Source organism: Dyadobacter sp. CY343, from assembly GCF_021390335.1.
Lineage (GTDB): Bacteria > Bacteroidota > Bacteroidia > Cytophagales > Spirosomataceae > Dyadobacter.
In genome coordinates this window covers 294510-318940 of sequence record NZ_JAJUXK010000001.1, presented here as the reverse complement: position 1 = coordinate 318940, position 24431 = coordinate 294510, and the positions used below count along the sequence as shown (strand labels likewise).

The following is a 24431-nucleotide window of genomic DNA, read 5'->3' as shown; positions in this document are numbered from 1 at the left end:
GAATTTAAAATCATGTTTCAAAAATTTATAGAGCGGCCAGTGCTGTCACTGGTTATCTCAATCTTTATAACCCTGCTCGGGATTTTAGCTTTTACAGGACTGCCCGTTTCGCAGTTTCCTGACATTGTACCGCCCTCAGTTGTCGTAACTGCCACTTACACAGGCGCAAACTCAGAAGTGTGTGTGGATGCGGTGGCCGTTCCGCTTGAAAAAGCGATCAACGGGGTGCCGGGAATGACCTATATGACGTCGGTTTCCGGAAATGACGGGGTTACTACGATCACAATTTCATTTAATGTGGGCGTAGACCCGGATCTGGCGGCGGTGAACGTTCAAAACCGTGTGCAAACGGTGATTGACGAGTTGCCGGAAGAGGTTATCAAAGCGGGTGTTACCACTGAAAAAGAGGTAAACAGTATGTTGATGTACCTCGATATCATGAGCTCCGATACATCCGTGGCTGAGGATTTCGTGTACAACTTTGCGGATATCAATATCCTGAAAGAGCTGAAAAGGATCGACGGTGTGGGTCGCGCGCAAATTATGGGTAGTAAGGATTACTCGATGCGCGTGTGGCTGAAACCGGATCGGATGAACAGCTACAATGTGTCTGCCGACGAAGTTGTCCAGGCGATCCGCGACCAGAATGTGGTTGCGGCTCCGGGAAAAACGGGGGTTGCGTCCGGACGTGAAACGCAGGTTTTGCAGTATGTATTGAAATATACAGGAAAGCTTTTCGAACCGGTTCAATATGAGAATATTGTCCTGAGATCGAATCCTGACGGTTCCATGCTGAAACTGAAAGACGTAGCGGATATTGAATTCGGTACGCTGGAATACGATATGGCCTCAAAATCCAATGGAAAGCCTTCTGCTTCTATTATGATCAAGCAGCGGCCGGGCTCCAATGCGCAGGAAGTAATCAAGAATATCAAGGCCAAAGTTGCCGAGCTGAAAGGCACTACTTTTCCTCCGGGAATGGACTATTTCGTTTCCTATGACGTTTCCCGCTTCCTTGATGCGTCGATTGACGAGGTTGTGCGTACGCTGATCGAGGCATTTATCCTTGTAATTATTATCGTTTACCTCTTTTTACAGGATTTCCGCTCTACGGTTATCCCGGCGCTCGCGGTGCCTGTCGCTTTGATCGGAACATTTGCTTTCATGCAGCTTTTCGGGTTTTCAATCAACTTGCTAACCTTGTTTGCATTGGTACTTGCGATCGGTATTGTGGTCGATAATGCGATTGTCGTCGTCGAGGCCGTGCACGCCAAGATGGCGGAAAAGCACCTCGATGCCCGGGAAGCGACGATTGAATCGATGAAAGAAATGAGCGGCGCGATCATTGCGATCACGCTGGTCATGTCGGCGGTATTCGTTCCGGTCGCATTTATGTCCGGTCCGGTAGGGATTTTTTACCGACAATTCTCTATCACGCTGGCGATTTCCATCGTGATATCAGGTATCAACGCATTAACCTTAACACCTGCACTCTGCGCATTGATGCTGAAAAATACGCACGGGCAGCCTTCCAAAAATACCTTGCTCGACCGCTTTTTCAGAGGTTTTAACAATGGTTATAATGGTATTTCCAATAAATACAGGAAGCTGCTTTCCGTGATAGTAGGCAGAAGAATGGTCACTATCGGCTTGCTGGCGGCATTTTGCATTGGCACTTACGGCATTAATACGGTGCTCCCGACGGGCTTTATTCCCACAGAAGATCAGGGAGTTATCAACGTAAACGTAACTACGCCGGTAGCGGCTACTGTGGAAAGAACGGAGGCGGTACTCGATGAAATTCAGAAAGTAGCCCAGTCGCTGGAACCAGTGGAATCCGTTTCTTCACTTTCAGGATATAGTTTGATCACCGAATCTGCGGGCTCTTCGTATGGTATGGCGATGATCAACCTGAAACCCTGGGATCAGCGGACTGCTTCTGTTCAGGATATTATCAAAGAAATGGAGCAGAAAACGAAGCATATTACTGATGCCGATATTCAGTTTTTCCCGCCTCCTACCGTGCCTGGTTTTGGTAATTCAAGTGGTTTTGAGCTTCGGGTTCAGGACCGTACAGGAAGCGAGGATTTGCAAAAAACGGCCGAAGTAACCAACCAGTTTGTGAAGGATTTAATGGCTTCCCCGGAGATCGCATCCGCATTCAGCAGCTTTGACGCAAGTTTTCCGCAATATATGATCCATGTTGATGCGGATATTGCTTCGAAAAAAGGCGTTTCGGTGGACGCAGCTATGAGTACGCTGCAAACGATGATAGGTAGTTTGTACGCTTCCAATTTCATTCGTTTTGGTCAGATGTATAAGGTGATGGTGCAAGCTGACCCGAGCTATCGCCGCACTCCGGAGGACCTTCTGAAACTCTATGTGAAAAACAACCGCGGTGAAATGGTACCATTCTCGACATTCATCAGACTGGAAAGGGTGTACGGACCGGAGCTATTGACGCGATATAATATGTACACTTCCGCGATGATCAATGGTGACGCCGCGCCCGGTTACAGTAGCGGTGACGCTATTAAGGCCGTGGAACGCATTGCAGCTACGAGCCTTCCGAAAGGATTTACCTACGATTGGTCGGGTATGACGCGCGAGGAGATATTGTCGGGAAACCAGGCGATTTACATTTTTGGTGTCTGTCTGATATTCGTGTATCTGCTGCTGGCGGCCCAATATGAAAGTTTCCTGCTCCCACTGCCTGTTATCTTGTCTCTTCCAACCGGTGTTTTTGGTGCATTCCTTGCATTAAAACTAATGGGGTTGGAGAACAACATTTACGCGCAGGTTTCACTCGTCATGCTGATTGGGTTGTTAGGTAAAAATGCGATCCTGATCGTGGAATACGCGATTATCAGGCAGAAAGAGGGCAGGTCGGTAATCGACGCGGTGCTTGAAGGCGCTACGGAAAGGTTACGCCCTATTTTGATGACCTCACTTGCATTTGTCGCCGGACTTATCCCGCTGGTAATGGCGTCTGGCGCAGGTGCGATCGGAAACCGGTCAATTGGTACAGCGGCTGCGGGTGGTATGCTCATCGGAACATTGTTCGGGATTATTATCATTCCGGGCTTGTATGTGCTGTTCGCCAGTATGATCCGTCCGAAGGTTGCGAAAAAGGCGAAAGCCGAGCACGAAGAACCTATTCTGGGTTAATGATCAGACTTTCAGGCAGTCGGACATATTCCGGCTGCCTTCTTACATAAAATCTTATTTAATGAAAACTTATCAAAGGCGATATTCGCTGCTAGTAGTGGGCGCGCTGCTTTTCCTGTCAGGTTGCAAACTAATGCGGCCCGTGGAGCAAGCTTCCGGAATAAAAACACCTCCTGCATTTGCAGATCAATCCGATTCAACAGGAATAGGCTCTATTCAGTGGAGATCATTTTTCCAGGATCAGCAACTGGTGGCGCTGATAGACACTGCTTTACAGCAAAACCTGGATTTGAGAATGGCGGCTCAAAGGATTGAGCAAGCCAGAACGAACATTCTGATCGCGCAGGGTGCAATGCTGCCCGCTGTTACCGGCGAGATTTCAGGTGGAGGCAGGAAGTTCGGGGATTACACAATGGACGGAGTTGGTAATTACGATACTAATTTTTCCGATAATATAGATGCAGACAGAAGATTGCCGGCACCGTTCCTTCCCGACTATTTTGTGGGTTTGAGAAGCTCGTGGGAAATCGATATCTGGGGCAAATTAAAAACTCAGAAAAAAGCTGCATACAGCCGGTTTTTAGCATCTGAAAAAGCCCGTCAGGCAATTGTGACCGGACTGATCGCACAAATAGCTTCTTCTTATTATGAATTGATTGCGTTGGATGCTGAATTGAATATTATCCGTAAAAATATCATCCTCCAACAATCTGCGGTGGAAACTGTGAAGATCCAAAAGGAAGGCGGACGGGCAAACGAGTTGGGTGTACGACAACTGACAGCCCAACTGCTGAATACGCAAAGTCTTGAATTCGAAATCCAGCAAAAGATCACTGAAACGGAAAATAACCTGAACCTGCTGCTCGGACGTTTTCCCCAACCAATAGCCCGCGGGACCGTGCAGCAGCAAACTTTCGCGCAAACCGTCGCAACGGGTATTCCAGCCAATATGCTAAAAAGAAGGCCGGATATTCAGCAGGCACAGCTCGATCTGCTCGCTAACTATTCTGAGCAACAGGCAGCACAGCTGGCGTTTCTGCCATCGCTGAATATTACTGCGTTTCTTGGTTTCAATGCTTTTAAGAGCAATCTGTTGTTTTCTCCGGGTTCACTTGCCTACAATGCATTGGGTGGTTTGGTCGGGCCGCTTGTTAATCGCAAGGCTTTAAAGGCGGGACAAAGAAGATCCGAGGCTGCTAGCCTGGAAGCGTTGTATGCTTATAACAAATCGGTACTTAACGGTTTTCAGGAAGTTAGCACAAGTTTGAAAAAGATTGAGAACACAAAAAGGATCAACGATTTCAAAACGCAGGAAGTGGAAGTTTTACAGCAAGCTGTCGCTACCTCAAAAGACCTTTTCCTGACCGGCTACGCATCTTACCTGGAAGTTATCACAGCCCAGCGAAGCGTACTCGAAGCCGAGCTTAACCAGACTGAGGTGCAGAAACAGCAATTTTTAGGGTTAATTGAACTGTACAGATCGCTTGGAGGTGGCTGGGAGTAGCAGAAGTTTTTAGTCTGAAAGTAAGCGGATCGATAACAACCTCGATAGTATTCCTGAGCAAACAAAAAAAGAGGAGCTACATGTAGCTCCTCTTTCCTATTGATATTCAACAGTATTTTATTGCTTCTTCTTATTCCCGGCGAAGCTCGGCTCTTTCGATATCACGATCAGGTCGGCTAGCATTCTGCCGGTTTCGGTCAGGTAAATATCCTTTTTCTTTTTAGCCGCCTTTGGCGCTTCTGCTGCTTTTGGATCAGCATCTTCGTCTTCTTCGCCGTCAGTCGTGTCTTCGCCAAGTTGCTTCATGGCAGCTCTTTTCTTCTCAGCTTCATCCCTTTCGATCTTCCTTTTGGATTCCTGTAAAGAGACAACCTTGTTTTCGCGGGCCGCTTTGAATTCTTCCAGCGTCTTAGCCAGTGTTTTCAATTCTTCGTCCGACTTCAACCGTTGCTTGTATTTGTCGCGAAGCTGGTCGATCACTTTTGGATTGATGTTATTCGCCAGGTCATATCTTGACGATGGAATCTGATCCCAAGGCAATGCACTTGGCTGAGAACCTTCACCATATTCATTTTCTTTAAATGCAGTAGGTAATTCCAAATCCGGCATCACACCTTTTAGTTGCGTGCTGCTTCCATTGATCCGGTAAAACTTCGCAACTGTCAACTTCACCTGTCCAAGCTGATCCGTTTCTTTGGGTACCCACTGGTTCAAATCAATCAGTGTTTGTACCGTACCTTTGCCGTAAGTCTGCTCCCCGACAATAATACCACGCTTATAATCCTGGATCGCTGCTGCGAAAATCTCGGATGCAGAAGCACTGAACCTGTTGACCATCACCGCCATAGGACCATCATACGCAATTGCAGGATCATTATCAGACTGCACTTCAATTTCACCCTGACCTTCTTTCACCTGAACAACCGGGCCTCTGTTGATAAATAATCCTGTCAGAGAAACCGCCTCTGTCAACGAACCACCGCCATTATTTCTCAGGTCGATCACAATACCATCGACATTTGAAGCTTGCAATTCAGTGACCAGCTTTTGAACATCACGAGTTGTGCTTGAAAATTCCTTTTCCTTGTGTTGAGCGCCTTCGAAGTCGCGGTAGAACAATGGAATATCAATCACCCCGATCTTAAAAGTTTTATTGGAATTATTCACGGAAACAATCTCACTTTTCGCACGCTGCTCTTCCAGCTTGATTTTTTCACGAACCAGACGATATTCCTTCGGCGCAGTTCCAGGCAATGCATCTGCTGATATTACCTGCAAACGAACTACGGTCGATTTCGGGCCTTTGATCAGCTTTACAGCATCATCAACGAACCAGCCTATGATATCCACCATTTTACCTTCGTCGCCTTGCGCAACTGCCACGATTTTGTCTTCTTTTTTGAGTTGCTTTCCCTTAAATGCAGGTCCGCCCGGAATTACTTCGACAATCTTTATATAATTATCCTCTTCGCGAAGTAATGCACCAATACCTTCCAGCGACTGGCTCATTTCCTGCTTGAAACGATCCGCAGAAGTCGGCGCCATGTAGCTAGTATGCGGGTCCATAGACTCTGCATACGCATTCATAAACATTTGGAAAACCTGCTCGGTACGAATACGGCCCAATGCACGATCGCGGTTTTTGTAGCGATCACGAAGTGTTGAAATTACTGCTGTATCAGCTTTCCCCGAAAGTTTTAGATCCAGCGCTTCACTTTTTAAGTATTTACGCCAGGTATCATTCAGCTCATCGGTATTTTTGGCCCAGGCAGCTTTTTCCCTATCCGTATCCATAGATTCATCAGCTGTGAAATCGAATGGTTTCGGCTGACCCAGAAGATTCTGGATATAGTCACTTCTTTCCTTGTAACGTTTTCTGAAAACATTATAAATCTGAAACGGTACGTCCAGTTCGCGCTTTTGCAGGTAGTCATCGAAGGAATTTTTGTATTGCTCAAAATTCTTAAGATCTTCTGCCAGATAATACAGCTTTCCGTGATCTATTCCATCAATATACTTATCAAAAATCGCAGCTGACAGCGAGTCGTTTAATTTGGTCTTTCTATAATGATAACTCGACAAAATACGCGTAGTCAGCTCCTCCGCTTTGTATTGAGCAGGGATTGGCTTGATATCGTCCTCCATCGAGGTACCAACAGCAGGCACTGTCGTTGCATGATCCTGAACAGGGCCCCATTGCCATCCGAGCAACACAACCGGAATAAGAGTGATTAGGTACTTTCTCATTGTTGACGTTTTCCTATTTAACAATTTCTAATAATTCGACCTCGAATACCAATGCCGAATAAGCGGGTATCTGAGGTCCTGCGGCGCGTTCTCCGTAAGCAAGGTCGTAGGGGATAAATAGTTTCCATTTCGAACCTACGGGCATTAACTGGAGTGCTTCTGTCCATCCTTTAATTACACCGTTTACAGGAAACTCAACCGGCTCACCGCGGTCAACAGAACTGTCAAAAACCGTTCCATTTGCAAGCGTGCCGTGGTAATGCGTTTTCACCTTGTCAGTCGCCGCAGGTTTGGGCCCGTCGCCGGTTTTGATAACCTCGTATTGCAAGCCGCTTTCGGTAGTGGTTACCCCAGTGCGCTTTTTATTTTCTTCCAAAAATTTTTGCCCTTCGGTACGAACTGTTGCTCCTTTTTCTTCCATGATTTTCTGAAAATAACTACCTATAAATGCATTGGCTTCGTCTGCCGTGAATACCGTCTTGCCACCTTTCAACGCTGCGTTGATCGTTTTTGTAAGCACTTCTGTATTAATATTTTCCACACCCTGTGAAGCCAGGGAACCTGAAAAGCTTACTCCGATGGCGGCTGACAAAGAATCCATCTGATTTTTGAGTACTAATGGAGTAGCTGCTGCTTTTGTGGTTGCTGCCGGTGCTTTCTTTGCCGGGGTGGTAGGTTTAGTTGTTTTCTTGATAGTCTGTGCATTGCTTTCCGCCGTTACAAAAAATCCTAGTACCAACGCTGCTAAAATGGTTTTTTCTAATTTGTACATTATACTGACTGGTGGACGATAAAATAATATTTTCTAGATATAAGTGACATTAACGAATTCAATTACAACAAAAACACAAATAGTACCTAAAAAAGTTTTAAAAATGTTCCCAAAGACTGACAAACGGTAAACAACGTTGCACAAGCCTTTAAGAGCAGCACACTTGGAAAAATCTAATTTATCTAAGGGCTTTTATTCCTAATTATAGTATCCGAAACATTCTGTTTTTACCAGAATTAAACACTACCTTTGCGGCAGTTTTCAAAAACTTACTACTATACTCTAAATAAGTCAATTATACTATGGTATCTGTTAGACCGGATGAAGTTTCGGCTATCCTGCGCGAACAACTCGCAGGCGCCAGATCAGAAGCAGAGCTCGAAGAAGTAGGCACAGTTCTCCAGGTTGGTGACGGTGTTGCCCGCATTTACGGACTCTCCCAGGTACAGGCAGGTGAGCTGCTTGTTTTCGAGACAGGCCTTAAAGCCTTGGCTCTCAACCTGGAAGAAGACAATGTCGGAGCCGTTTTGCTTGGAGATTTCAGTGACATTAAGGAAGGCGCGACAGTAAAGCGTACGAAAGAAATTGCCTCCGTAAAGGTAGGTGACGGAGTGATCGGACGTGTTGTTAATACCCTTGCTGAACCCATTGACGGTAACGGCCCTATTCTTGGGGACCTTTACGAAATGCCTATCGAGCGTAAAGCTCCTGGTGTTATTTACCGCCAGCCGGTAACAGAGCCTCTTCAGACAGGTATTAAAGCGATCGATGCGATGATTCCTATCGGCCGTGGTCAGCGCGAGTTGATCATCGGTGACCGCCAGACTGGAAAAACAGCTGTGGCGATCGATACGATCATCAATCAGAAAGAATATTTTGACAAAGGCGAGCCGGTTTACTGTATTTATGTAGCCTGCGGCCAAAAAGCTTCGACTATTAAAGGGATCGAGGCAACACTTCGCAAGTACGGTGCAATGGATTACACTGTGATTGTAGCTGCAGGTGCTTCTGATCCTTCTCCAATGCAATTTTACGCGCCGTTTACAGGTGCTGCAATCGGAGAATTTTTCCGTGATACTGGCCGCCCTGCATTGGTTATCTATGATGACCTTTCAAAACAGGCGGTAGCTTATCGCGAAGTGTCTCTGCTGCTGCGTCGTCCTCCGGGCCGCGAGGCTTACCCAGGTGACGTATTTTATCTGCATAGCCGCCTTTTGGAACGTGCTGCGAAAATCATCTCGGATGACAGCATTGCAAGAAATATGAATGACCTGCCGCCTTCATTGAAAGGTATTGTAAAAGGTGGTGGTTCATTGACTGCACTTCCAATCATCGAAACACAAGCTGGTGACGTTTCTGCATATATTCCTACGAACGTAATTTCTATTACCGACGGACAGATCTTCCTTGAATCCAACCTCTTTAACTCAGGTATCCGTCCTGCGATCAACGTAGGTATCTCGGTATCCCGTGTGGGTGGTAATGCGCAGATCAAGTCGATGAAAAAAGTATCTGGTACACTTAAACTGGATCAGGCGCAATTCCGCGAGCTCGAAGCTTTTGCGAAATTCGGTTCTGACCTGGATGCGGCTACCAAGCTTGCTATCGACCGTGGTCGTCGTAACCAGGAGGTTTTGAAACAACCTCAATATGCACCAGTTCCTGTTGAACAGCAGGTTGCTACGGTATATGCTTCTACAAAAGGTTTACTTGACAAGGTAGATGTGAACCGTGTGAAGGAATTCGAAAAAGACTTCCTGACCGTTTTGAGCGGACAATACAAAGAGGCACTTGTTGCATTGCGTGCTGGTAAGCTGGATAACAGCGTTACCGACGTTATCGAAAAGGTTGCCCGAGAAGTTGCTGCTAAATATCAATAATTATTGAGGAGTCAGATTTTTCGTCTGGCTCCTTTCCCATTTATATCCACCGGTGCGGGCACCGGATATGTTTTAAACTTCCAAATAATGGCAAGCTTAAAAGAAGTACGTAGCCGAATTGTTTCGGTAAACTCTACGCAGCAGATCACAAAGGCGATGAAAATGGTCGCTGCTGCGAAACTGCGCAGGGCTCAGGACGGTATCATGCAAATGCGCCCCTACGCCCAGAAATTGAGTGAAATGCTTGCGACTGTTTCTGCCGGAGCCGAAACTTCTGGTGACAGTCCATTAAAAGCAATACGCCCGGTTGAGAAAGTTCTGATCGTCGTGATCACTTCTGACCGTGGGCTGTGTGGTGCTTTTAATACCAATATCATTAAAGCGACACTAGCACTGATCGATCAAAAATATGCTGAACAGGCTCGCAAGGGGAATGTTGAGATATTTGCGATCGGGAAAAAAGGCGCTGAGTCACTTACCCGCCGCGGAATGCTCGTGAATATCGGTTATACCGATTTGTTCGGAAGATTAAGTTTCGTTAATGTGAAACTCGCTGCCGAGGAGATAATGAAAGCATTTACTGATGGTCGCTATGATGCTGTGGATCTGGTTTATAACGAATTTAAAAACGTAGCAACGCAGATCATTCACGCAGACCGGTATTTGCCGATCCCGACCGAAACAAGGCCAGCGAACAGCAAAAAAGCAGAGGTTAACTATATTTTCGAACCTTCCGAGGAAGAGATTTTAACTGAGTTGATTCCAAAATCACTTAAAATTCAATTGTACAGAGCGGTTCTGGATTCCAATGCATCCGAACAAGGTGCGAGGATGACGGCAATGGACAAGGCGACTGAAAATGCCCAGGAGCTATTGAAAGATTTGAAACTGGTTTATAACCGTACCCGTCAGGCTGCGATTACCAAGGAAATCCTTGAAATCGTAGGTGGAGCCGAGGCGCTGAAAAACTAGAAATCAGGAAACTGATCCAATACAAAACGAGCGGACATAAATGTTCGCTCGTTTTTTTGTTGCTATATTTGTAAAATACACATCACTACTTTCACCAGAAAACCGACAGGATTATGGTCAATATAATGGACAGGATTACATTGAATCCGGATTTATGCAATGGTAAACCTACAATACGCGGTAAAAGGATTACCGTTCAGACTATTCTTGAACATTTGGCCGCAGGTGACAGCAGGGACGAAATTTTATATCAATTCCCGTCTCTGGAAAACCCAGATATTGATGCTTGCCTGAGCTTTGCCGCTCAAATGGCTGGACGAAGCTTTGCAAGTTATCCGGTGGCAGCGTAATATGCCGAAATACCTGATCGACGTCAATCTTCCATATCATTGTTCGTTATGGAATTCAGATGAGTTTATTCACCAGCGGGACTTAAATGATGAATGGCTGGACTCAGAGATCTGGAATTTCGCTACGGAGAGGAGCCTAACAATAGTTACGAGAGATTCAGATTTTTCGATTCGAATCAGCACTTCTACCCCACCTCCTCGCGTAATCTACTTTCAGCTCGGGAATATCAAGGCGGGAAACCTTTTCAAGCTGCTTCACAAAAACTGGCAGGTAATCGCAGATCTCAGCAATACCTATAAATTAATCACAGTGCTTCCGGAAGAAATACTGGGTATTCATTAACTAACAAACAATCCAACAATGAGAAAAACAACCTATTTAAACATATTCTTCCTGCTGCTTTCGGCCGGAGTTTTTCAGACGATTTCTGCGCAGAATGTCGATGAAATCGTGGCGAAGCATATTAAGGCAATGGGTGGGGAAGACAAACTGTCCAAACTGCAAAGCATGAAAATCACTGCCGAAATGGATGTGATGAATATGCAGGTACCTATTAATACCACGATCATTCAAAATCAGGGTTTCAGAAGTGAGACCACTGTGCAGGGAGCAACAATCGTGCAGGCGATTAACGGAAATACCGGCTGGTCTATCAACCCGATGACCGGAAACAACAAAGCTACTGCTCTTCCCGAAGAAGCTGTGAAGTCGATGGCATCGGAGACGGATTTGACGGGATTATATAACTACAAGCAAAAAGGATATCAGCTGACGCTCGACGGTGAAGAAGATTTAGCGGGTGCCAAAGTTTACAAGGTTACGATGACACTGAAAAATGGTGTGAAACGCGTGAACTACATTTCAAAAGACACTTTTTATATCCTTAAAATAATTGCTAAAACCAATGTAAACGGACAGGATATTGAATCTGAAAATGTGCAGTCAGATTTTCGCCAGGTTGACGGCATCTATTATCCTTTTACTTCCGAAGTGTCTACTTCTGCTATGCCCGGCACCAAAATGGCGCTCCATATTAAAACGCTGGAAGTCAATCCGAAGATCGATCCCGCTATTTTCGCAATGCCGAACTGATAATCAAGAAAGTCAATTTGATAGATCCCGTACATTTTGTGCGGGATTTTTTTGTTGTTAGGAAACTATTCCTCAAATTTACATGTATATACATTAAATGTTATTACATACATAAACAATACTTGCTATGGCTACTTCAACCTGGGTTATCGACCCAACACATTCAGAAATTCAATTCAAAGTGAAACACCTTGTAATCTCAACAGTTACAGGTGCATTCAAGACTTTCGAAGGATCGGTAGTGACCGAAACAGAAGATTTCGACGGCGCGACTGTTTCGTTTTCAGCTGATACAAACAGCATTGATACCAATCAGGCACAACGCGACGAACACCTTAAATCAGGTGACTTCTTTGAATCAGAAAAATATCCGAAAATTTCATTCACTGGTAAACTGGCAAAATCAGGCAGTGACAGCTATACATTAAAGGGCGATCTGACTATTAAAAGCACTACAAAACCATTCGAATTCGCAGTGGAATACGGTGGCAACATGACGGATTTCTATGGAAATAATAAGTCTGGCTTTGAAGTGGTGGGCAAAATCAACCGGAAAGAATTCGGTCTTGAATGGAGCGCTGTAACCGAAGCGGGCGGCGTGGTAGTTGGAGACGATGTAAAACTGATCGCTAACATCCAGGTAGCGAAGCAATAAATATTAAAGTAAACCAGACTCTTCCAGAAAGCGTGGGCAAGCAATTGTCCCGCTTTTTTTGTTTAGCAAGGGTTGGCTTGCATTCTTTCGAGAATTTTAAATGCTGGACTATTTGCAGGCGGGGGTAGAAATGGCTTTGTATCGTCAGGAAGTTATTACTTTTAGCAAAAAAAGACTTTACCTTGATCATTGAAACACGCGCCTACGCCCGCGCAGGGTTATTAGGCAATCCTTCTGACGGTTTTTTTGGGAAAACCATATCGATTTCCGTCAGGAACTTCGGTGCTTCCATTTCACTTTACGAGTCCCCGGAGCTACATATTGAGGCTCAGCCACAGGATTTAAGCACATTCCGGAGCATTTTCCATTTGCGCGATACGGTTAGTATGCTGGGTTATAACGGTGGAATTCCGCTGATCAAAGCCGGTATCAAGAAGTTTGGCGATTATTGCGAGGATCAGGGTATCCGTCTGCCGAACAAAAACTTCACGGTTCGCTACCGCTCGTCCATTCCCCGGCAGGTGGGTATGTCAGGATCAAGTGCGATCGTAGTCGCGCTTTTCCGTGCATTAATGCAGTTTTACAAAGTTGAGATTCCGATAGAAATTCTCCCGCAGCTTGTGATGGTCACCGAAACGGAAGAGCTTGGTATTACAGCCGGCTTGCAGGATCGCGTGATTCAATGCTACGAAGGCTGCGTGTACATGGATTTTGACAAGGATATGATCGAGCAAAAAGGTCACGGATTGTACGAACGCATTAATCCTGAGCTGCTTCCAAAGCTATATGTCGCTTATAATACCAATCTGAGCAAAGTTTCAGGAAAGGTTCACAGCGACGTGCGAACGAGATTCGACCGGGGCGAAGCGCACGTGATCGACGTACTTGGCAAGATTGCCCAAAAAGCGGAAGACGGAAAAAAAGCATTGATGGAAGGCCGGGCGGACGATCTGCACCAGTTAATGAACGAAAATTTCGACTTACGCTGTCAGATTTATAATGTACCCGACTCAAACAAAAGGCTGATCAACGCGGCGCGGGCATGTGGCGCCTCAGCCAAATTCGCAGGTTCCGGCGGTACGATCATCGGTATTTACCGCGACGACGATATGCTTAACCAACTTTTCGTGCAGCTGAAAAAGCACAACGCAAGGGTTATTAAGCCGTTTGTGGTTTGAGTTTTAGCTTTTAGCTTTTAGCTTTTAGCTTTTAGCTTTTAGCGAGAAAACTTAATACGAACCGATAGTTCAATACTAATACATTTTATTTATAAAAAGCTAACAGCCAACAGCCAACAGCCAAAAAATACAACTTCAATATGATTCGCAAAGCCGTAATACCTGCTGCCGGACTTGGAACCCGATTTTTACCAGCTACCAAATCGATGCCGAAGGAAATGCTTCCGATTATCGACATTCCTACTATTCAATATGTTGTACAAGAGGCAGTTGACTCGGGTATTGAAGATATCCTGATCATTTCGGGTAAAGGAAAAAGGGCTATTGAAGACCATTTTGACCGGAATGTGGAGCTGGAAAGCCGCCTGGAAGAGAAAGAAGATCTGCTTTGGTTCAATGAAATGCGCCGCCTTGCCGATATGGCAAATGTTCATTTTGTTCGCCAGAAGGAAGCAAACGGACTGGGTGACGCAATTTATTACGCGCGCCATCACGTTGGAAATGAACCGTTTGCAGTTTTACTGGGCGATACCATTATGGATTCGGTGATCCCGGTGACGCAGCAATTAATGGACACTTACGAGCAATATGGCGGATCGGTGATCGCGGTGGAGGAAGTGCCTGCCAACAAAGTGAATAGGTATGGTATTGTGGGTGGAAAAACGCTCAGTGACTTCATTATGGAGCTGTCGACGCTGGTTGAAAAGCCTTCGATCGAATCTGCACCTTCGAATCTGGCGATTGCTGGAAGGTATATTCTTACTCCGGAAATTTTTAATACCATCGAGCAAACGCCAAAAGGAAAAAATAACGAGATCCAGCTGACAGATTCGCTGTTGCTGCTTTTGAAACGCGAGAACATTTACGCGCACCATATCGAAGGCAAGCGGCACGATATCGGCGACAAGCTGGATTATCTTAAAACGACAGTGGAATTTGCATTGAAAAGAAAAGAGTTTGCAGAGCCTTTCCGCAAATTCCTGATTGAAATTCTGGATAAATAGCTTTAATAGTAACCATAACCATGCTAAAACAGATCATTATCAGCGGGGCGACCGGTAATCTGGGCGGAGAGGTATTGAAAAAACTCTCGGGGCTTGGTTATGGTTTACATATTAATATCAGAGATTCCGGAAAGGCGAAAGACTTTGACCAAAAAACAATTTCCACCTACCCTGCCGACCTTTCAGACGAAGCGCAGGCTTTGAGTTTTGTTGAAAATGCTGCCAAAAAAGCAGGCAGGATCAATGCGGGTATTTTCCTGGCCGGAGGTTTTGCACCAGGAAAGTTAGCCGACACAACGCCCGCCGATATTGAGAAGATGATCACAATGAACTTCTCGACGGCATTCAATCTGGCAAAACCTCTAAAAGCGCATTTTGAAGCAAATGGAGGTGGCCAGTTCATATTTATCGGCGCACGCCCGGCGCTTGTAGCCGCTCAGGGCGCTGGAAGTTTTGCTTATACCCTATCGAAATCGCTGCTGTTTCAAATGGCTGACATGATCAATGCAGAAGGGAAAGCCAGCAATATCACTGCCTCGGTTGTTGTTCCGAGCATTATTGACACGCCCGATAACCGGGAAGCAATGCCGGATTCTGATTTTAGCGAGTGGATTTCGACTGCCGACACGGCCGAGGGTATTGCATTTATCCTCAGTGAAACAGGCGGCAAAATGAGAGAAACTGTCTTGAAGCTTTACAATCAGGCGTAGGCTAATTGTTCCAGATCTTTTTCGTTGACTGGGAAAGTTTAGTTAAAATAATTCCTGGCTCTCCAAAACCGTAATCTTCACCTGACTGATCATGCTACGCTGCTTTTTAAGCACGGTAAATTCAAAATGTTTAGTCTTGATTTTTTCACCGACAGCCGGAATGCGACCGAATTTCCAGATAAGATATCCAGCCAATGTTTCATAGTCGGCGTGCTTGCTCAGGTCGTGCGGCAACCGATCGTTCAAATCCTGAATTGAGATCGATCCTTGTACCGTAAAGCTGTTATCGCCTTCATTTTTAAGAACCGGCGCTTCGTTGTCATATTCATCCTGGATCTCCCCAACCAGTTCTTCCAAAATATCTTCCATTGTAATAATGCCATCAAAACCGCCATATTCATCCACAATTGCGGCCATTTGCTGACGGTTAACCTGGAAATCTCGCAACAATGCGCCAATAGGTTTTGACCCGTGAACGGTAGAAATCGGCCTTACGAGCTCCTGCAATACGATATCCTTTCCTTGTCGCATTTTTAATAGCAGATCCTTCAAATGCAGCACACCGACGATCTGGTCGAGGGTATCTTCATAAACCGGGATTCTTGAATATCCTTCCTCTATTATCTTCTCAAGTTTGACCTCATTGAAATCGTTGATATCCACACCTACCACCTGTGGTCGCGGGATCATAACCTGCCTGGCAAGGCGCTCGGAGAAGTTGAATGCATTTTTAATCAAATCATAATCAGCTGCTTCTATCATTCCACTATCTTTTTGCTGCTGAACCAGATACCGAAGCTCGTCGCTGCTGTGCACTTCACTTCGGTGCGACGGACTGATACCCACGGCTTTCAAGATGAAGTTGGCTATCCCATTCAGAATCCAAACAATAGGTCGGAAAACCAGGAAGAAAATATGGAGTGGGTAAGACAATACCAGCGTCGTGGCTTCCGGGCGTTGAATAGCGATGGATTTCGGCGCCAATTCGCCAAAAACAATATGCAAAACGGTGATAATCGCAAATGCAGTGGGTAATGCGATCTGGTGTGCGAGTTCCGGATCCAGAGAAATCCCGACTAATTCCATGGCACCGATCAATATCTTGGAAACAACCGGCTCCCCGATCCACCCAAGTCCAAGGCTCGCCAGCGTAATTCCAAACTGCGTCGCAGCGAGATATCCGTCGAGATTGGCGACAATTTTTTTGGATAAAATGGCCATTTTATTACCCTCCTGCGCCTTTTGCTCCAATTGAGATGCCCGGATTTTCACGATAGCAAATTCAGCAGCAACAAAAAAACCGTTCAACAGAACGAGCACTAATGTAATTAAGACCTGGATAGCCATTCAAGAAGTTTAAGAGTAACGAAATGCGCACTAAGCTGCATTCTAACAAAAAATTATACCATTGAGAAATCCTTCTGCTAACCGGGGGATTTCAGTGCCGCCACGATGACTTTGATAGTAATGTACGGATTAGTAAATTTATGCTAGTCTATTTGATCATTTGCAAAGTAACTATAACAACTCAGTCAGTTATGATACTTCGTTCCCCATCATCAGTTTTACCGCGCACCCTGGATGAATTTCAGGAGTGGGAATCCGTCGATGGCTTTAAATATGAATGGAACGACGGTAAAATTATTCGATTCGGGAAATTGAAAAAGAAGCATTTGTTTATCATCAGGCGTCTGCAGCAGTTATTTTACAGGACTGTCGCTTTTCAAAAAGGGTCTGCGCTAATTATGGAGCAGGATGTAATGCTAAGCGGCATTCAAATGCGGCGCCCGGACCTTGCCTATTTCAGCGGAACCCAAATTGATGCTTCTGTAACCTCGGATAAAGAACCTATACCTGAATTTCTGATTGAGGTGATCTCCCCTACCGATGACGCTGAAAACGTTGAAGAAAAACTAGTCGAATATTTCAATGCAAATGTAAAAGTTGTCTGGCACATTTACCCTGAAAATGAGGTGGTGTACGTTTATACCTCCCGCAAAAACGTCTTCATTTGTACGGATTTGGATATATGCTCTGCCGCGCCGGTTATGCCGGACTTTGCGATCTCAGCCAGAGATCTCCTTTCAACTTCCATTTAAATAAATCCCATTCCCTCTCAGTTCTATCTTAGAAAAAGCTCAATTTTTCGAGCTTTTTGATTACTTTGTATGCGTTTTCTCAATGAAAACACATTATTCCGCATAAGCAATTATCTCAATGATCCCCAAAATCCAACTTAAAAAACCTTTACTACTTCTTGCTGCGACCACGGTGGTTGTGGTGTCTTGTATGAAAATGGCGCCGACCGGCTCAACTTACAAGGCGGGCAAGACTTCTAAAACGAATAGCACCGCACTTATTATCAAGGAAGATGCGGCGACCGGAAAAGCAAGGGCGAAAGAAATTCGTGAAAAAACTTCGATTAAACTCGCTGACGGTCTGAAACTCGACCTTTGGGCGTCGGATTCACTTGCACCCGATCCTGTTGCAATAGCGATGGATGACTGGGGTAATGTCTACCTCAACCGTACCAATCGTCAGAAAAACTCGGAATTCGACATTCGCGGTCACCAGAACTGGATGACAGCTTCTATCGGCCTGCAAACTGTGGAGGAGCGCCGTGCATTCCTGCGCAGCACTTTTGCACCCGAAAAAAGCAAGGAGAATAACTGGCTGAAAGACCTCAACGGCGACGGCTCGCACGATTGGAAAGATCTGGCAGTAGAAAAAGATGAGGTTTGGAAGATTCAGGATACGGACAATGACGGTATTGCCGATGTTTCGACAAGAATATTGGACGATTTCTTTGAAGAAGTAAGTGACGTAGCCGGTGGGCTGCTGATACGCGCGAAAGATGCTTTTGTTGCGATCGCGCCGGACTTGTGGAGACTGAGAGATACAAACGGCGACGGTGTGCTTGACGAAAAAACGTCGATCAGCCACGGTTATGGGGTACATATTGGCTTCGGTGGACACGGTATGTCTAATCCAATTGAAGGTCCAGACGGAAAGATCTACTGGAATATCGGTGATATCGGCGCCAATATCACAACAGCCGAAGGTGTGAAACACGAGCATCCTAATTCTGGTATTATCGCGCGTTCTAACCCGGACGGAAGCGATTTCGAGGTTTTTGCACACGGACTACGCAATACGCACGAGTTTGTTTTTGATGAATATGGAAACCTGATCAGCTCCGATAACGATGGTGATCATCCGGGAGAAAGCGAGCGTCTGGTACACGTGGTAGAAGGTTCTGATGCAGGCTGGCGGTCAAACTGGCAGTATGGAAAATATACAGATCCAAAGAACAACAACTATAAAGTGTGGATGGACGAACAGCTGTTCAAACCGCGCTGGGAAGGTCAGGCTGCATATATTATTCCACCGATCCAGAATTTCAAAAATGGCCCGACCGGAATGCAATACAATCCGGGTACAGCGCTAGGTTCGGAATGGAAAAATAAATTCTTCCTGGTTGAATTCGTAGGGAACCCCGCCCGCTCGCCGATCTGGGCATTTGGACTGAAACCGAAAGGAGCTTCTTTTGTTTTAAATGGTGAAAAAAATATCCTTTCCGGCATTCTGCCAACCGGCATTCGCTTCGGTCCTGACGGTGCATTATATGTGGCTGACTGGATCAATGGCTGGGATACTAAAAACTACGGACGCGTTTGGAAACTGGATGTAACCGAAGAAAAAAATGACCTGAAAGCGCTGCGTGCTGAGACTAAAAAACTAATGCAGCTTAACTATCCCGAGCAAAATGACGATATGCTGCTGAAATTGTTATCTAACCAAGATATGCGTATCCGGCAGAAAGCGCAGTTTGAGCTGGCTTCACGCGGCGCAAAAGGCGCTCCGGTGTTGAGCAAGGCGATCGCACAAACTGCAAATCAATTCGGCCGGATCCACGGAATATGGGGAATGGGCCAACTGGCAAGCACAGATAAGTCTTACGCGAATGTGTTAATGACATTACTGAAAGATTCGGATGAAGAAATTGCAGTTCAAGCTGCCAAGGTATTGGGCGATGCGCGCATTGCGGAAGCTGGCCCGATGCTGATCCCGATGCTTTCAAGTAAAAATCCACGCGCACAGTTCTTTTCGGCGCAAGCACTAGGTCGTTTCAAGTCGAAAGAGGCAGTTACGCCGATATTGAATATGCTTAAAGCGAATAATGACCAGGACGTTTATATTCGTCACGCTGGCGTTTTGGCACTGTCACGTATTGGAGAAGCCGAACCAATTCTGGCACTTTCAAACAGTCCCGAAAAATCGCTTCGTACAGCGGCTGTATTGGTTTTGCGCAGAATGAAAAATGACAAGATCAGCGTTTTTCTTCAAGACAAAGATGAATATATCGTAGCAGAAACGGCCCGTGCGATCAATGACGACCTTTCAATCCCAAATGCATTACCTGCACTTGCAGCTACTTTAAACAATAAGAACTTCAAATCCGAACCGTTACTCCGCCGCGCGATCAATGCTGCATTAAGAGTAGGCGGCGATGCGCAATTGAACGATCTGATTGCTTTTGCAAAACGCACGGACGTGGAAAAGGAGATCAGGGCTGAGGCACTTGCTACCCTCGGAACCTGGGCGAGCCCGTCGGTAATGGATCGTGTGGATGGACGCTACCGGGGTGTGGTGGAAAGAAACGCGGCTACGATCAAAGGTAAAGTTCAACCGATTGTTGCTGACCTTTTGCAGGATAGTGACCCGACTGTTTTGATCGCTACTGCGCAAATGCTGACAAATCTGGGCATAACTGAAAGCAATGAATCTCTTGCTAAAATCCTGAATGATAACAAGGATCCGAAAGTGCGCGCGGCAATGCTCGTGGCGCTCAATAACCTGAAATATTCAGGGATGGAAACTGTTATGAAAAAGGGTATGACGGATCCCGATGCTGACGTGCGTACTGCTGCCCTGGGTATGGTTGGAAGTGTGACTATGTCAAAAGAAACGCTTACTGATATTTCAAACGCGATTTTTGAAAAAGGCAGTGTAAGAGAACAACAGCAAATGCTGAAAGTGCTGGGAAGTTTGCCGGTAGCAAAAACGGAAACTATCCTGACCGATCTGATCGGAAGGATGACCGATAAAAAACTGCCGCCAAGCCTTGCGCTGGATTTGGGAGAAGCGATTGATTCAACTAAGTCAACTTCGCTGATCGCAAAACTGGCTCCCTTGCGCACAAGTGGCGCTTCTGTGGCTGACTACCAGGATGCATTGTACGGTGGGAATGCTCAACTGGGTCGCCGTTACTTCCTGACCAGCTCGGCAGCCGAATGCTCCCGGTGTCATTCGATCGGCGGACAAGGCGGAGAAGTGGGACCTTCACTTTCGAACATTGGCAATGTACTTACGCGTGAACAAATATTGCAGGCACTCGTAGAACCAAGCGCGCGGTTGTCGCCTGGTTACGGAATGGTCGTGCTGACGCTTAAAGACGGAACCAGCGCGGCGGGAATCCTGGCGCAGGAAAACGAACACGAGCTGGTACTGAAAACTTCGGAAGCCGAGCCGCTGAAAATTGCGACGGCGCGGATTGCGAAACGCGAAAACGTTCCTTCCAGCATGCCGCCAATGGGCTCGATCATGTCGAAGAGGGAAATCAGGGATGTAGTCGAGTTTTTATCAGGATTGAAAAAATAATTGATAGTTTTAGCCCGGACAAAATCCGGGCTTTATTTTGCCCTTTCCGTGCGATTAGCAGGCATAGAAATTATATTCATCAACGCTAAAAATTGTAATGGAATTAGATAAAAAAGAGGCAGAAACCGTCAGCAAGGCCATTCAGTTTTGGGAAGAAACCAATAAGATATCAAAGGAACTGGCAGCCGACCTCCGCAGCAGCTACCAGCTCAGGAACTCAAACGTGGACACTGTCGCGATCTACGCACTGATCTCTGCGATTTCCTGCGGCTTACTTGCATTCGGAGCGCTGGTTATTGATGAGAAATGGATCGAAACGCTGCGCACGAAGTGGGGTATTTCGGAAAACATATTCGGGATCGCATTCTCGCTGCTCTCCGCCTTTTTTGTATTTCTTGCAAAAAGAAGGCAAATCAAATATCCGCAGGCCCGCGCCAGCAATGAGGCTTACAATATCACGATTATCCTTACTGTTGCCATTGCGGTAACTTACTGGACAAGAAGCTTTTCTGATGAAAACAGCAACTATGCCGTGCCGCTGTTTATTACCGCGATAGTATATGGAGGAATCGCAGTTTTGCTGCATTCCACATTGCTTTGGACGGTGATGATCCTTTCCCTCGCCGGCTGGTGGGGCGCGCAGACTTACTTCTGGTCAGACGGCGGTTTTCGCTTTCTTGGAATGAATTACCCGCTGCGCATGACCGTTTTTGGGTTAGCGATCTGGGCCTCTTCCTGGATCGTGCAGCGCATTGATTCGTTGAAATTCGTCAGGGAAATCACCTATTCCATCGGGCTGTTTCTGTTTCTGCTGGCAGCGTGGACGTTGTCGATTTTTGGCAACTATGCCGACTGGGAAGGCTGGAAAATTTTAAAGCAGGGACATTTCTGGTATTGGGCAGTCGCATTTACCATTTTGCTCGCAGGGTTACTCTATTATGCTTTCAAAAACAGGCTGGATACGCTCCGTGATCTTTGCCTCATTTTCTTCCTCGTCAATATATATACCCGGTATTTCGAGTACTTCTGGGATCGCACCAATAAAGGAATATTCTTCGCCATTCTTGCCCTTTCATTCTGGTTTGTGGGAAGAAAAGCAGAGCAGTGGCGGAACAAAACAGTTTCTCAATGAACAATATCAGACCTATCAGACAAAACGAAAAAGAACTGATCGACAGGCTATTAAAGCAAGTGGACCTCAATATCAATGATTTTCAGATCAATGAAAATGTGGATGAATATGAGGGTGGAAAGATGGGCAGCATCAGTCTGGGCGGAAATGTGGACGCTTATGCAGGCGATCTGATCCAGGCGGAATATGTCGACCAGGACGATGTGCCGGTTGTGATCACACTTACCAAAGATGAAAACGGGCAGCTACTCGACCTGGATTTCTGGAAAACGGATTTCTCAAAACTCATTGAATATCCTACCCCCGACAAGCTGATATTCGCCGGAGAACCAGGGCAATAGGTCGCTTAGACTTCTTCATAATCGAGCTCTTTTCCATAAGTCTCTTCCATTTTTGATAAAGAAATTAATGCGAGTGCAAAACACAGAAACCCGACCAATGCACCGGCCTGCAATACACCGAGATCAGGTTTTAAGAACTGGAACAGAGGTAATGTAAGTAAAACAGTCGCGCGGACATTATTAGCGACGGAAGTAGTGACCGTTGCGCGCAGGTTGGTACCGAACTGCTCGGCTGTGGTGGTCAGGAACATCGCAATATAGCCTATTGAAAACCCGAGCCACGCATAACAAATGTAAAGTGTGGAGGCGGAGGAAATTCCACCGTAAATCAGCCAGACCACGCCGGCTAGCGTCATTCCCATCATTAATAAAATCGCTTTCTTGCGTGAACGCAGCCATTGACTCAAGATACCACTGAAAAAATCTCCCGTCACTACACCAATGTAAGTGTACAGCACGCAAGTTCCCGCGGGCACTTCTTCGGCGATCCCGAGCGCTTTGGCAAACTCGTTCCCGAAAGTGGAGTAGATACCGATCACCATATACGTAGGAAGCCCGATGCCCATGCAGCGAATGTAACGCACGAAGCGCGACCAGTTTGTGAAGATCGTCCACCAAGGGACCGGTTTGCTACCACGGTTTTCGAGACTTTTATTAAATACTATGGATTCCAGCACATTTACCCGCAATGCCAAAAGTACCAGCCCCATCCCACCGCCTATAAAATAAGCTGTGCGCCAGTCGGTTAGCTTCACTGCAAAGAATGCTGCTACTGCTCCTGCAAGTCCCACACTCGCTACTACCGACGCGCCATAACCCCGCAGTTCCTTGGGCAATATCTCTGCAATGAGCGTAATGCCCGCACCGAGTTCACCCGCGAGGCCAAGCCCGGCAATGAATCGGAGCATTGAATAAAATTCGATATTGTGTGTAAAACCGCAGGCGATATTGGCTATCGAATAGGTTAGTATCGACCCGAAAAGCACCGAGCGCCGGCCCAGCTTGTCACCCAGGATACCCCACAGAAACCCGCCGATCAGTAGACCCGCCTGCTGCCAGTTGTAGATATTGGCGCCTATTCTTGAAATCTCTTCTTCGCTCAATCCAAGATCTTTCAGGCTCGGCACCCGCACGATATTAAAAAGTAGCAGGTCATAAACATCGACAAAGTAGCCGAGGGAAACCACGATAACCGGTATTGTCAATACCGCGCTGAATTTTGGTTCGGGAGAAGTAACGGAGTGCATTTTAAGATTATTTGAAAAACTGAATTAGTCTTCGGAGGGCCTCCTGCGCATTGCCTTGACGGTCGCATTGCGCTGTTTGGTTTTTAACCGGTCTATTTTGGAGGCGGTCGTCGGGCGGGTTGGTCTTCGCTTTTTCGGGATAAAACTGGCTTGTTTGATAATCTGGTTGAACTTCTCGACCACTTTCTCCTTGTTCGCGAGCTGCGACCGCTCGGTTTGGTGGTATAATACCAATACCTGGTCATTCGTTAATTTGGACGAAAGCTTTTCTACCAGCAATTCCTTTTCACTTTCAGTAAGTACTGCCGAGTTTTTCACATCGAACCGCAACTCCACCTTGGTTTCAACTTTATTCACATTCTGCCCTCCCGCTCCCCCGCTGCGTGCAGTCTGAAACGTCAGTTCTCCATGTAGGGTCTCGGGATTTATCATTATTCTGTTAAGAGATATTGTTAACGCTTGTTAATTTTTTCTGCAAAAATAGGGCTTTAATAGAGCTCAGTTGTCTTTAATGAAA

General features: G+C 46.1%; 20 protein-coding genes. 15 read left to right on the top strand and 5 right to left on the bottom strand.

Annotated elements, in window-relative coordinates; genetic code table 11:
- Positions 1 to 12: 12 nt before the first annotated feature.
- Positions 13 to 3168 (top strand): efflux RND transporter permease subunit, encoded by a 3156-nt coding sequence (locus LZG94_RS01210; RefSeq protein WP_215233931.1) that lies wholly within the window; start codon positions 13 to 15, stop codon positions 3166 to 3168.
- A 61-nt stretch (positions 3169 to 3229) separates the two neighbouring features.
- A complete protein-coding gene (locus tag LZG94_RS01205) occupies positions 3230 to 4672 on the top strand; it encodes an efflux transporter outer membrane subunit (protein WP_233790095.1) in 1443 nt (480 codons plus the stop codon).
- A 117-nt stretch (positions 4673 to 4789) separates the two neighbouring features.
- Here the strand turns inward: LZG94_RS01205 and LZG94_RS01200 are convergent, their stop codons facing one another.
- Both LZG94_RS01200 and LZG94_RS01195 read right to left on the bottom strand, forming a co-directional pair.
- On the bottom strand, positions 4790 to 6919 hold the full coding sequence (locus LZG94_RS01200; RefSeq protein WP_233790094.1) for a carboxy terminal-processing peptidase: 2130 nt from the start codon (positions 6917 to 6919) through the stop codon (positions 4790 to 4792).
- Positions 6920 to 6932: 13 nt separating this feature from the next.
- The gene (locus LZG94_RS01195; protein ID WP_233790092.1) at positions 6933 to 7691 is read right to left on the bottom strand and encodes an FKBP-type peptidyl-prolyl cis-trans isomerase; all 759 of its coding nucleotides are present in this window, start codon (positions 7689 to 7691) and stop codon (positions 6933 to 6935) included.
- 302 nt (positions 7692 to 7993) lie between these two features.
- Between LZG94_RS01195 and atpA the strand changes: the two genes are divergently transcribed.
- The 9 genes from atpA to LZG94_RS01150 all read left to right on the top strand — a co-directional run bounded on the left by atpA (position 7994) and on the right by LZG94_RS01150 (position 15533).
- On the top strand, positions 7994 to 9571 hold the full coding sequence (gene atpA / locus LZG94_RS01190) for a F0F1 ATP synthase subunit alpha (protein WP_233790090.1): 1578 nt from the start codon (positions 7994 to 7996) through the stop codon (positions 9569 to 9571).
- Between the two features lie 87 nt (positions 9572 to 9658).
- On the top strand, positions 9659 to 10543 hold the full coding sequence (gene atpG / locus LZG94_RS01185) for an ATP synthase F1 subunit gamma (RefSeq protein WP_233790088.1): 885 nt from the start codon (positions 9659 to 9661) through the stop codon (positions 10541 to 10543).
- 125 nt (positions 10544 to 10668) lie between these two features.
- A complete protein-coding gene (locus LZG94_RS01180; protein ID WP_409013232.1) occupies positions 10669 to 10893 on the top strand; it encodes a DUF433 domain-containing protein in 225 nt (74 codons plus the stop codon).
- Positions 10868 to 11236, top strand: coding sequence for a DUF5615 family PIN-like protein (locus tag LZG94_RS01175; protein WP_233790084.1), 369 nt, complete (start codon positions 10868 to 10870; stop codon positions 11234 to 11236). The genes LZG94_RS01180 and LZG94_RS01175 overlap by 26 nt, the downstream gene beginning before the upstream one ends.
- 18 nt (positions 11237 to 11254) lie before the next feature.
- The gene (locus tag LZG94_RS01170; RefSeq protein WP_233790082.1) at positions 11255 to 11986 is read left to right on the top strand and encodes an outer membrane lipoprotein-sorting protein; all 732 of its coding nucleotides are present in this window, start codon (positions 11255 to 11257) and stop codon (positions 11984 to 11986) included.
- Between the two features lie 127 nt (positions 11987 to 12113).
- Positions 12114 to 12641 carry a YceI family protein gene (locus LZG94_RS01165; protein WP_215233943.1) on the top strand — a complete coding sequence of 176 codons (528 nt, stop codon included), beginning with the start codon at positions 12114 to 12116 and terminating at the stop codon, positions 12639 to 12641.
- A 182-nt stretch (positions 12642 to 12823) separates the two neighbouring features.
- A complete protein-coding gene (locus LZG94_RS01160) occupies positions 12824 to 13819 on the top strand; it encodes a mevalonate kinase (RefSeq protein ID WP_233790080.1) in 996 nt (331 codons plus the stop codon).
- A gap of 140 nt (positions 13820 to 13959) precedes the next feature.
- The gene (gene galU, locus LZG94_RS01155) at positions 13960 to 14823 is read left to right on the top strand and encodes a UTP--glucose-1-phosphate uridylyltransferase GalU (RefSeq protein ID WP_215233945.1); all 864 of its coding nucleotides are present in this window, start codon (positions 13960 to 13962) and stop codon (positions 14821 to 14823) included.
- A gap of 20 nt (positions 14824 to 14843) precedes the next feature.
- Entirely contained in the window at positions 14844 to 15533 is a 690-nt protein-coding gene (locus LZG94_RS01150) for an SDR family NAD(P)-dependent oxidoreductase (RefSeq protein WP_233790078.1), read from the top strand.
- Between the two features lie 42 nt (positions 15534 to 15575).
- On the opposite strand, the gene LZG94_RS01145 is transcribed toward LZG94_RS01150, so the two are convergent.
- Entirely contained in the window at positions 15576 to 16880 is a 1305-nt protein-coding gene (locus tag LZG94_RS01145) for a hemolysin family protein (RefSeq protein WP_233790076.1), read from the bottom strand.
- 191 nt (positions 16881 to 17071) lie between these two features.
- On the opposite strand from LZG94_RS01145, the gene LZG94_RS01140 reads away from it, so the two are divergent.
- The 4 genes from LZG94_RS01140 (at position 17072) to LZG94_RS01125 (ending at position 22667) form a co-directional block, all read left to right on the top strand.
- Positions 17072 to 17632, top strand: a complete 561-nt coding sequence (locus LZG94_RS01140) for a Uma2 family endonuclease (RefSeq protein ID WP_233790074.1) — start codon at positions 17072 to 17074, stop codon at positions 17630 to 17632.
- A 118-nt stretch (positions 17633 to 17750) separates the two neighbouring features.
- On the top strand, positions 17751 to 21194 hold the full coding sequence (locus tag LZG94_RS01135) for a HEAT repeat domain-containing protein (RefSeq protein ID WP_233790073.1): 3444 nt from the start codon (positions 17751 to 17753) through the stop codon (positions 21192 to 21194).
- Between the two features lie 97 nt (positions 21195 to 21291).
- Entirely contained in the window at positions 21292 to 22326 is a 1035-nt protein-coding gene (locus LZG94_RS01130; RefSeq protein ID WP_233790071.1) for a hypothetical protein, read from the top strand.
- The gene (locus LZG94_RS01125) at positions 22323 to 22667 is read left to right on the top strand and encodes a DUF6984 family protein (protein ID WP_233790069.1); all 345 of its coding nucleotides are present in this window, start codon (positions 22323 to 22325) and stop codon (positions 22665 to 22667) included. The genes LZG94_RS01130 and LZG94_RS01125 overlap by 4 nt, the downstream gene beginning before the upstream one ends.
- 5 nt (positions 22668 to 22672) lie before the next feature.
- Here LZG94_RS01125 and LZG94_RS01120 read toward each other — a convergent pair whose 3' ends face one another.
- Positions 22673 to 23914: an MFS transporter gene (locus LZG94_RS01120; RefSeq protein WP_233790068.1), complete on the bottom strand. Its 1242-nt coding sequence runs from the start codon at positions 23912 to 23914 to the stop codon at positions 22673 to 22675.
- A 24-nt stretch (positions 23915 to 23938) separates the two neighbouring features.
- Positions 23939 to 24346, bottom strand: coding sequence for an alternative ribosome rescue aminoacyl-tRNA hydrolase ArfB (arfB, locus tag LZG94_RS01115; protein WP_233790067.1), 408 nt, complete (start codon positions 24344 to 24346; stop codon positions 23939 to 23941).
- Between the last annotated feature and the right edge of the window lie 85 nt (positions 24347 to 24431).